We start from the raw sequence: 10,976 nt of genomic DNA on the forward strand, positions 1-10,976 counted from the left end.
AGATGCCGGAGGTTCTCGTTACGACTGACCAGAAAGAGGTGCTTGGATTAAAACCTATTGAGGAGTCTCCGACTTTTGTTATGTTTGCTTTGAAAAATGGCGTCATGTTGGGCCTATGGTCTAAGTATACCGCTGAACCTAGAGTAGATGCACCAGCAGGAGCGCTTGAAATATGTTTCCCTGCAGAAAATGTGGATGCTCTTTATGTAAATCCGTTAATAAATCAACAACTCGCTGATAATCCCCCGTTTCCATAAATGCTTTTGCCAAATCAAAGTTCATTTCTGGACTAGCTGGCTTAAAATCAGGAATAAGGCATTTCAATTTAAGAAAAACTTGTAAAGCTTGTTGTTTTTGGCCATTTTGCAACAAAGCATTCATATAATTTGATGCTTGCAAAGGTGCTAACTCGGTATCTTTCATAAATACGAGTAATTGATAATATTTTTCTTGAATATCACTATTATTAGGCTGTTTCTCTGCTAAAGTTTTTAATAAACTTGCGGCCTTATCAAATGCCCCTTCTTTTAAATATACTTCCAATCGTGCTATTTGCTTATCGGTTTGCTTAGCGATTACCGAACGTTTTTTGTGTTTAGTCTGCGACTCTATGCCTAATACTTGTTGAAATTGAAACAACACATAACCCACCACAGACATCATGACCCAAACGCCATACGCGTGTAATGATTGATTGAGTCCCTGAGCAGTTAATGGCATTAACACATCAGCCAATAAACTAATCACTGCAAAACTAATTAACCAAAGTACCACTGATACCATAAAAACAGGTACATAAAAAAATCTTAATGAAGAAATAACCTGTTTAATTTGATCTACTTTGAATAAGGCACTAAGACTTTTATCCACAGTCGCACTAATCAACATTGCAGGAAAAACAATAGCAGCCGCTATATTTAAGAGCATAGCTACTTTACTATAATGCAACGACAACCAATCTAATCCTGTCAGCACAACTCCCATCACTAAGGATATTTGTAGGGCTAATCCTTTGGTTTGTTTGACAAGTGTTTGTAAGTTTATATCTTTTAACTCGCCTGTTGCAGACTGTTGCATTAATGACCAGCCATACAATGCAGATACGCTATAAGCCATCAATGCCGCAAGCAACATCAACTTATCTGGAAAAAGCTGCGGAAAGACAAATAAAACAATTAATAAAAAAATCCCCAATAAACTCAAAGGCAAACGCATAAAATGTGTATATTGCAACCAAAAAGGCACCACTACTTCTGCCTGTTGTAAACTACTCACTTCTTTACTGCACAATAAGCAAGTTGGTAATACCTCCCTCTCAACGGATGGTTGAATACAATCATCACACAAGCTCATTTGACAAGTAGAACAATACCAATTTGCTTGAGATAGCGGATGATATTTGCAGTATTGGGTAGTCATATAAATTCACTTGTATTTTTACATAGACAAAATAGTGCTAAGTGTAGGAGAGCTTGATCTATGGCGCAATCAAAAAAATCAGGGTAATTACGTCATAACAGAGGACAATTAATCTAACGAATTGATCACAATTTTATGCAAGATATGGATACTAACATCAATAAATCGTTACAGACTGTGACTCTAAGCAGATAGAATTTAATGAAGATTTGATTAGACGTCTAAAAAAAGTAAAAATAAACTTAGGAACTATTGATATTTTGCATATGCACCGCAAGCAAAACGTCAATAGCCCCTATTTAACTCTAAACTTTTAAATATTTTTGATAACTGCTTTCTGAATACCCTACTTAACAGCTCTGAGCGTCACTAGTTGAGGACAATTAGGCTGATAAGTCTTACACTCCGCAAATTGTCCTAACTTGTCATAACATACTCTGACCTCTGTCAAAAAAGTTTTATCTTGTTTAGTTTGACAACGTAAATAAAAACCTTTTTCAGGTAAATTGATATTTATTTTTTGAATTTCTTGAACTAAATATTCTTGATCAAATGAACGATCATCTCTGCTTTCTTCTTTAAAAATATTAGGTAGGCGAAGTTTGTTTGCATAATTCATAATTACCCGAAAATACTCTTGTGCAGACATACCTGTACATGCCCCATAACGCTGCCATGCCTTATTACGCATTTCCTCGTCTGGCATAATTCTTTCTAAAACTTGTTGCTGCACAGGTGATAGCTCTGGAGGCTGCTCAGTACAAGGAGATTCTTCCTTAACGACATTTTTTTCTTTCCACAAACCATGGACAATAATGGCATATCCTTCTTGGCATTGTTTTGTTTTTTGTCTTTCAGGATTTAATACACAAAATGCTGGCGCTAATTTGATAGATAATAAGTATGGCTGATGAGGATGATTAGGGTCTGCAAATACATTTTGCATGCAGAATACCCCTGATAAACAAGCCAAAAGAGCAGAAATTGGCTGGTATTTTCTCATTCACAAACCTCTTAGTTTCGCAAAACTCGAATCAAACACAAAACTTTTTGGACTTATGCGGCTATCACTTATTTGTGCACACTTCAACCGTTGTCAACGATTTCATATTCACAAAAACGTACTTGTTTCGACTTCGTTCAACACGAGCTTTCGGAGAAATACGTCAGTCCTGATTTTTGAATATACTAAGCGATCATCTTAAAACACGGTGCTTATCGTTATAATGTTAATGGCATTTCGCTTAGTGCTATATTGTCTGTATAAAGGTATTGCAAAATGCATTTTTTTGCTGTTGGTTTTTGTTATTAGGCTGTTATTTTTACGTTATTTTAGAAGACTTATTTTGTCGTAATAATACTACATTTAACGTAGTATTTTATCGCAAAAATAGTCATTTTTCTTCACAACAAAATATTAACCTGCTGTTTTAAAAACAAAAAATAAAAAACATAGATAGAGTTGTGGTTATTTAGTTGGCTGGGAGTACTTGTAGTTAATCTTCTTTATGTTAATATTAACACAACAAGGTTGTTGCAGGATTTTTGGACAAGACATTCATGATGAATGCAACAAGGCCGTTAAGGATTAGCTAGGACGCTGATAGTACTTGGAAGTACAAAAGGAAGTGGCAAGAAGCTACTAAGGATTCGTCTGGAAGCGTCAGTGGAAATAGGAAATGGACTACCTGCCGAGAGGCAAGTTTAAATGGAAAGGAAACACAAGGTTGTGTAAGGAACAGCGGGATGGAAACAAATCGGGGCAGTTTATCTGCCCCGCTTGTTTTTGGGCTACACTAAACTCAAATATCTATGCGTAAATTCTTAACAAGGGATAGACTGTAATTATCTATCCCCTTTATCAACTAAACTTTCTTCGTCAAAGCCCTCTTTACCAATTTTTTAATATCATCCAAATAGGTATAAACGACAGGCACAACAATCAAGGTTAATAGTGTGGACGTAATTACCCCACCAATAATCGCATGAGCCATAGGTGCGCGTTGTTCTGCACCATCTCCTAAACCCAAAGCAAGCGGCATCATGCCCATCACCATCGCCATCGTGGTCATTAAAATCGGGCGTAAGCGCGTGCGACCTGCCATCACAATCGCGTGGGTACGTTCTTCGCCTTTTTCTACCGCCACTTTAATAAAATCAATTAATAAAATCGCATTTTTGGTGACTAAGCCCATGAGCATAACAATACCAATAATCGAGAATAAATTGAGCGTACTACTAAACACAAACAAGGCCATAAATACGCCAATTAACGACAAAGGCAAAGAAGTCATAATCGCAACAGGATAAAGAAAACTATTAAATTGTGAGCCTAAAACCATGTAAATAAAGATAATGGCTAACAATAATGCAGTAGCTGCATAACCTGCTGACTCCGCCATATCTTTATTTGCGCCTTCGGTTTCAAAACGATAACCCGAAGGCAATTTAATACTGTCTTGCAACTTCTTCACATCGACACCAATATCACCCGCAGGACGACCATCGGTATTGGCTTGAATTAATACTTCACGCATTAAGTTACGGCGATTAATTTGTGCTGCTCCTTCGCTTTGCTCAAAAGTTGCCACTTGTCCCAAAGGAATCATATACGGCGCATCGGTTTGTGGGTCTTTGCGTGTACTAGCAAAATGTAGATTACTTAAATCAGTCACTTGTTGGCGTTCAGTTTCGGGCAAACGCACGCGCACATCATAGTTTTCACCTTGAGCATCTTGCCATGTGGTGACTGCATCGCCTGCCAATAAGGGGCGTAAAGCATTACCAATAGAGGCCACACTTAGCCCTGCATCACTGGCCGCATCACGATTAAGCTCAACCGCCACTGTTGGTTTACTGGCTTTTAATGACGATTCAATATCCACCAAACCATCAATTTTACGCATACCATCGGCAATTTCTTGCGAGATACGTTGCAATTCTTTAAGGTCAGAACCTTGCACACTGAGCATAATCGGCTTCATGCCACCCGATACCGATTCTTTAGCCGCCGCAACCGAGGTAATATTAATGCCTGCAATTTGATTTAAACGCTGACGAAAAATATTAATCAACTCTTTTTGGCTTAAAGTGCGTTGCTGTTTGGGTTTTAACAACACCCGAATACTGGCTTGGTTTCGGCCCGGATCAGAACTGGTGTTAATGGTAGCGTAGGTGCTAATCACTTCGGGATAATGTCTAATAATATCCTCGGCTTGATGTACTTTACTTAACGTATATTCTAAAGAAGAATCTTGAGCGGTTTCAAAACCGACACCAATTTCGCTTAAGTCAGGCTCAGGCACAAATTCTTTACCAATCATGCCCGATAAAGAAAACGCGCCTATCAAGCTCGCAAAAGCAATACCTAAAGTAATACGCCGATGACGTAATGACCATGCAATTAATTTGCTATAAATATCGCCCAACCATTCCAAAAAGTCGGAGAATTTATCTAAAAAGCCACCAAAGCCTGTACGTCTTTCACCATGTTTATGTTTATCTGGCCAAACAGATGACAACATCGGGTCAAGAGTAAAACTAACAAACATCGACAACAACACTGCCGCACTGACTGTTACCCCAAATTGAAAGAAGAAACGACCAATAATACCGCCCATAAAGGCAACAGGTAAAAACACGGCAATAATGGTTAAGGTGGTGGCTAAGACCGCTAAACCAATTTCATTGGTGCCATCTAAAGCGGCTTGATAATGGCTTTTGCCCATTGCTGCATGACGCACAATGTTTTCACGGACAACAATCGCATCGTCCACCAACAAACCGATACACAACGATAAGGCCATTAATGACATTAAATTGATGGTAAAACCAAAATAATAAATGGCGAAAATTGTTCCTAATAACGAGATGGGCAAGGTTAAGCCTGTAATCACCGTGCTACGCCATGAGCCCAAAAATAACAAGACAATTAAAATCGCTAATGCTGCCCCTTCTAATAAGGTTTTTTGCACATCGGCCAAAGAGGCACGAATAGACTTTGAGCTATCCGCCACCACCGTCATGCTTACACCTGCTGGTAGTTGTTGGCGAATTTCGGCAAGGGTTTCGTTGGCTTTATCAACCACTTCGATGACGTTTGCACCAGAGCTTTTAATCACATCCAAAGAGACGGCAGGTTGACCATTGATTAATGCCGCTGACTCTAAGTCTTGCTCACCATCAACCACATCTGCCACTTGCTCTAAATAAATTGGCATTCCTTGACGACGCGCCACAATTAAACGCTTAAATTGTTCTGGCTCAGCCAAACGGCCTTTAATTTGTACAACTTGCTCTTGATTACCTGATTTAATCGTACCCGATGGCAATTCAGAATTTTCGAGTTGTAACACTCTTAAGACTTCATCGACACCAATCCGATACGCTTGTAGGGCTTGTGGTTTTAAGTTAATACGGACTTCGCGTTTAACTGCTCCCAACACTTCGACTTTACCCACACCCGACACGGTTTGTAGACGTTTACTGATTTTTTGATCAATATAGGTGCTTAGCTCACGCATCGGCAAAGTTGTTGAGGTAAATGCCAACGACAATACTGGCACTGAACCCGGATTATAACGTTCAACAATCGGGTCTTTAATTTCATCTCTAAAAGTGGTTTTGAGTACCGCAATTTTATCGCGCACATCTTGCACCGCCACCGTGACAGGCACATTGAGATAAAACTCAATAGCCACAAAAGAATGTCCTTCATAAGAAGTAGAAATTACTCGTTTGACACCTGAAATGGTGTTAACACTATCTTCAACTTTACGCGTAACATCTGACTCCACCACTTCGGGCGATGCACCGGGGTAATTGGTATAAACAATCACAAAGGGAAATTCGACATTGGGAAACTCTTCCACCCCAACATCTTTATAGGCAAATAAACCCAATACCATTAATGCAAACATCATCATGGCAGCAAATACAGGGTTTTGCACACTGACACGTGTTAACCACATAATTATTACTCCACGATTTTAATGGGCATATTAACGGCTTGTGCATTAAGCTGGGCTAACACCACTTTTTCACTAAGTTGCACACCTTGGCTAATTAAGGCTAATCCCGTTTTATCATCAACAATGTCAACCTTAACTGCTCGTTTAGTTAATTTATTTGTTTCAATAATCCAAATAAAATCTTGATTTTGTTCATGTCTTAATGCTGTTTTAGGCACGACTAAACCTTGTGTGGCTGAGCCTAAAGCCAAAACACCTTGCACAAATAAACCTGCTTTTAACTGGGCTTGTGGATTTTGCACCGTAGCATAAAACGTCACCGCACGTGTAGCTGCATCGGCAACAGGATTAATTCGACTCACTTTGGCAGAAAAGTTCTCGTTAAATCCTTGAACATTAAATTGTAAAGTTTGACCAACTTGTAACGAGGCTAAATGTTCGGGTGCAATACTGGCTACCAACTCTAATTGGCTCAAATCCACGACATCCAACACAGGGCTATTCATTGCCACCATTTGCCCTGCTTGTATATGACGCTTGGCAACGACACCACTGATTGGTGACACAATCACTGCATCATTTAAGGCTTTTTTAGCAATACTCAATAAAGACTCTTGCGCCTTGACGTTTTCGCTGCGTGCTTGAGCTTCGGCAATCCCACGTTTGTAATCAATGTCGGAAATATAATGGTCTTTATATAATTGTTCGTTGCGCTCTTTAACCGCATTGGCTAATACAGACTCTGCTTTGGCAGAGGCTAATGCTGCTTCGGCTTGTTTGGCTCGTGCTTGTAAGTCTTGAGTGGCTAACTGCACCAATGTTTGTCCCTTTTTAACTGACTCGCCTTCGCGCACTAAGACTTGAGCGACACTGGCGTTTACTTCCGATTGAACAGTGGTGTAATTGAGGGCTTGTAATTGACCTGTTAACGACACACTCTTTTGCAAACGTTGCTCAACAACAGTGGCTACATCGGTTTTGGCAAGCTCTAAACTAGCAGGCGTTGCTGGTAACACGGTTGCTGTTGCACTGGTTTTTTCTTCACCGCAAGCCGTCACTAATAATGTTGCCACAACAGCAACATAGATTAATTTGGGTTTAAACATGGTTATTTTACCCTCTAAATAAATATCAATCATTCTTGTTTATTAACGTGGTGCTAAGCCTTGCCATAAAATCGGCATAAATTGCTCTGCTAATTTCCGAACATCTAAATTTGGATTAGCAATGGCGGCTGCCATCACCCCATCAAAAATCACGCACCATAATTTGGCTAAGGTTTGTGGCGAAAAATCTTGTCGTGTTAACCCACCCTGTTGCATGGCCTCGACAAACTGACTGGATAAATGCCAAATATGCTCATACAGTCCTGATAAGCGTTGGGCAATTTCGGGTTCTTGAGCTTGGCTCATTACCTCTAAATACAAACGTGACCACGCACTATCACCTGCCGAGCGCGACCATGCTTGGCTAAATAACTCAGTCATTGCCGTTAATGGCTCGCCTTGTTTGGCCAAATTAATGGCTGCTTGAATTTCATTTTGCACAGGCGAAATATCTCGTTGTAAGCGAGCATCTAATAGGCCAAAAAATAGATCGTTTTTGTTGCGAAAATGCCAATAAATCGCCCCTTTAGTCATGCCTGCAACCGCAGCCACTTCATCTAAAGATGTTTTTTGCCATCCTTTATGAGCAAACACGGTCATGGCTGCACACAAAATACGATCACGGGTAATATTAGGTTGCTCATAGGCAATTAAGGCAGGATAGTTTTCGGCAGAACCTAAAGTTTGCAAGACCACTTCTACTGAAACTTGGGCAGCTTGAGCCACCTGCTCAGCACTAATTTGTTGTAGCGGATGCTGCTGGCTCAAGTGTTTTAGAATAGTGATTAGTTTATCGCGCATAAACATACTCCAGAGTATGTCCATACCTTAGAGTATGTTAAGGCAACTGTCTAGTGAACGCTTGTGATTATTGCGGCAATTTTTGTTATACCACCCAAATAGCATAATCCGCCACTTGCTGCACAGTCATACCTTGTTGGTCATGGATTTCTATGCTAACGGTGATACGCGCCCTTTTTTTGTGAATTAAACTTTGCTGTACTTGTGCCAATTGTTCGGCTGAGGGCAATTTGGCAATGGCGATAAAATCACTGGTGGTAGGTTTTTTATAATCAATCTGTGCGGTTGCCACAGTCACCTGACAAGCTTGTTGATATTTTTCTTTTGTCCATAGCATCACCAAACACCAACCACATACCGTGGCTAAGCTACTTAAACTACCAGCAAAGGCTGTGCCTTTGTCGTTATGATTGACCGCTAATGGTGCAAAAAGCTGTAAAGATTGACCATCGTAAACTTGAGGCTGCACTTGCATCGCAACAGTTAAGGGTAAATGCTTTTGTAAATACTGCTGCAAAAAATTGAGTGCGGCTTGCTGCTCCATGATTTAACCCTGCCATGTTTGGACAAAATCATCAACATTTAACAAAGTTGGTGTTTTAAGTGCCGTTGCTGCCGTACCCACATAGACAAAACCTGCAATTTGTTCATTAGACAGAACACCTAACGATTGTTTAATAATTGGATGTTCTGTGACCCAACCTGTACGCCACATACTAGCAAATCCTTGAGCATGTAAAGCCAATAAAAAGTTTTGTACCGCTGCACCTGTACTTAAAACTTGCTCAACCATTGGCACTTTGGCATCTTCTTTAAAGGTAGTAATGGCTACGATAATCATTGGCGCACGTAAAGGCATTTTTAATAAGCGTTGTTGTTCAACATCGGCTAATTGTGGATTATCTTGTAAACCTGCCTGCAAAAAATATTCGCCCAAACGCTGACGTGCCTCCCCCTCAATAATCAAATATCGCCACGGACGCAACATTCGGTGGTCGGGTGCGCGTAAAGCGGCTTGAAAGGCTTGATTTAAAACGGCTGAATTGGGAGCTGGCTCAGTTAATGCACCATGAGAAGTGCGAGTCAATAAAGCGGTTAAAGTATCCATTAAGTTTATCTCTTGCCAAATAATGCTAAATTTTCTGCAACTTAGCCTTTAAAGTGGCTTTATGACAAGGATTTTTTAGTTACAAGCAAAACTGTTTAATAACTCTGTCTTTGACTCAAAGCTCTCGCCAAAGTATGACTATCAACCATTTCTAATTCGCCACCTAAGGGCACACCATGAGCAATACGCGTTACTTTTACCGCGTAATGTTTACACGCTTCACGTATATAATGAGCGGTGGCTTCGCCTTCGACAGTGGCATTGGTTGCTAATACCAACTCTTCTATGCCTTCTTGCTTGATACGATTGATTAATAATGGAATGCCTAATTCTTGCGGGCCTATACCATCTAAAGGTGATAAATGCCCTGCTAATACAAAAAATAAACCACTATAACTGCCACTTTGCTCAATCGCTAAAATATCGGCAGGTGACTCAACCACACACAACACATGATGATCGCGGGCATGATTGGCACAAATTTGACAAATTTTTTGTTCGGTTAAAGTTCGACATTGTTGGCAATGTTGTACCTCTTGCATAGCTTTGGCTAAGACTTCGGCCAAATGCTCCCCGCCTTGACGATTTCGTTCTAATAAATGTAAAGCCATACGTTGTGCTGACTTTGGGCCAACACTGGGTAACACACGTAATGCTTGAATTAATTCTGAAACAAGAGGACTAAACATAAAAAAGGCTCAAGAACGCCCTCTCCTTTTAGGAGAGGGTTGAGGTGAGGTCGATTAAAACGGCATTTTAAATCCTGCAGGTAACCCCATACCTGCACTAGCTGTTGCCATTTTTTCTTGGGTGACAGTTTCTACTTTACGTACTGCATCATTCACCGCCGCAGCAATTAAATCTTCTAAAATATCTTTTTCTTCTTGCATTAACTCTGGACTAATCACCACACGCTTAACATCATGTTTGCCAGTCATCGTGACTTTAACTAAACCCGCACCAGACTCACCCGTTACTTCGGTTACGGCTAATTCATCTTGTGCTTTTTTCATTTGTTTTTGCATTTGCTCTTGCATTTTTTGAGCTTGTTGCATTAATGCTTGTACATTCATTTTTTATCTCCAACTATCAAAGAGTCCACAATTAATTGTGCATTAAAGGTTTGCATTAAGTTTTGTACCATCGGATCAGCCAAGAACTCTGCTTGTGCCTGTTGACGTATTGCCAATAAACGCTGCTCTTCTAGCTGTAATGGTGTTTGTGCGATTGGTTCAACTAAAGCTAATTGTAACTCTAATTGAGCAAAATCTTGTAGTAGTCGTTTTTTAACAGTCTCATACGCCTGCTGAGCCAATACTTCGTGGCGTGGCGCAATTTGTAGCACTGCCGTTCCCAATTTTTGCCCCTGTAATAAACCATGTTTGGCAAAACTGGAGGCCATGCCTGTTAAACCACTGCTCATTACCCAATCATACCAAGCTTGTGGTGTCCATATAAGCTCATCATTAGCAACAGTTTGAACTTTAGCTTGCTGAAATGGCAAAACAATAGCTGTTGGTTCAGGTTCAGGTTCAGGTTCAGGTTCAGGTTCAGGTTCAGGTTCAGGTTCAG

General features: G+C 40.2%; 10 protein-coding genes. All 10 read right to left on the bottom strand.

Features of this window, described 5'->3' with window-relative positions; translation table 11 throughout:
* Positions 1 to 138: 138 nt before the first annotated feature.
* Complete coding sequence (locus tag Q0212_RS09175) at positions 139 to 1,419, bottom strand: B-box zinc finger protein (protein WP_297924735.1); 1,281 nt, start codon at positions 1,417 to 1,419, stop codon at positions 139 to 141.
* A gap of 346 nt (positions 1,420 to 1,765) precedes the next feature.
* A complete protein-coding gene (locus Q0212_RS09180) occupies positions 1,766 to 2,365 on the bottom strand; it encodes a hypothetical protein (protein WP_297924736.1) in 600 nt (199 codons plus the stop codon).
* A 919-nt stretch (positions 2,366 to 3,284) separates the two neighbouring features.
* Complete coding sequence (locus tag Q0212_RS09185; protein WP_297924738.1) at positions 3,285 to 6,389, bottom strand: efflux RND transporter permease subunit; 3,105 nt, start codon at positions 6,387 to 6,389, stop codon at positions 3,285 to 3,287.
* 5 nt (positions 6,390 to 6,394) lie between these two features.
* On the bottom strand, positions 6,395 to 7,495 hold the full coding sequence (locus Q0212_RS09190) for an efflux RND transporter periplasmic adaptor subunit (RefSeq protein ID WP_297924740.1): 1,101 nt from the start codon (positions 7,493 to 7,495) through the stop codon (positions 6,395 to 6,397).
* Between the two features lie 42 nt (positions 7,496 to 7,537).
* A complete protein-coding gene (locus tag Q0212_RS09195) occupies positions 7,538 to 8,296 on the bottom strand; it encodes a TetR/AcrR family transcriptional regulator (RefSeq protein ID WP_297924742.1) in 759 nt (252 codons plus the stop codon).
* An 85-nt stretch (positions 8,297 to 8,381) separates the two neighbouring features.
* The gene (locus Q0212_RS09200; RefSeq protein ID WP_297924744.1) at positions 8,382 to 8,840 is read right to left on the bottom strand and encodes a YiiD C-terminal domain-containing protein; all 459 of its coding nucleotides are present in this window, start codon (positions 8,838 to 8,840) and stop codon (positions 8,382 to 8,384) included.
* A gap of 3 nt (positions 8,841 to 8,843) precedes the next feature.
* Positions 8,844 to 9,404, bottom strand: a complete 561-nt coding sequence (locus tag Q0212_RS09205) for a nitroreductase (RefSeq protein WP_297924746.1) — start codon at positions 9,402 to 9,404, stop codon at positions 8,844 to 8,846.
* Positions 9,405 to 9,499: 95 nt separating this feature from the next.
* Positions 9,500 to 10,093 (bottom strand): recombination mediator RecR, encoded by a 594-nt coding sequence (gene recR / locus Q0212_RS09210; protein WP_297924748.1) that lies wholly within the window; start codon positions 10,091 to 10,093, stop codon positions 9,500 to 9,502.
* A gap of 54 nt (positions 10,094 to 10,147) precedes the next feature.
* Positions 10,148 to 10,477: a YbaB/EbfC family nucleoid-associated protein gene (locus Q0212_RS09215; RefSeq protein WP_297924751.1), complete on the bottom strand. Its 330-nt coding sequence runs from the start codon at positions 10,475 to 10,477 to the stop codon at positions 10,148 to 10,150.
* Positions 10,474 to 10,976: DNA polymerase III subunit gamma/tau C-terminal domain-containing protein (locus Q0212_RS09220; RefSeq protein ID WP_297924753.1), on the bottom strand; the 503-nt coding region annotated here is incomplete at its 5' end. The genes Q0212_RS09215 and Q0212_RS09220, both read right to left, overlap by 4 nt.

It is taken from the genome of uncultured Agitococcus sp. (assembly GCF_937920075.1).
GTDB lineage: Bacteria > Pseudomonadota > Gammaproteobacteria > Pseudomonadales > Moraxellaceae > Agitococcus.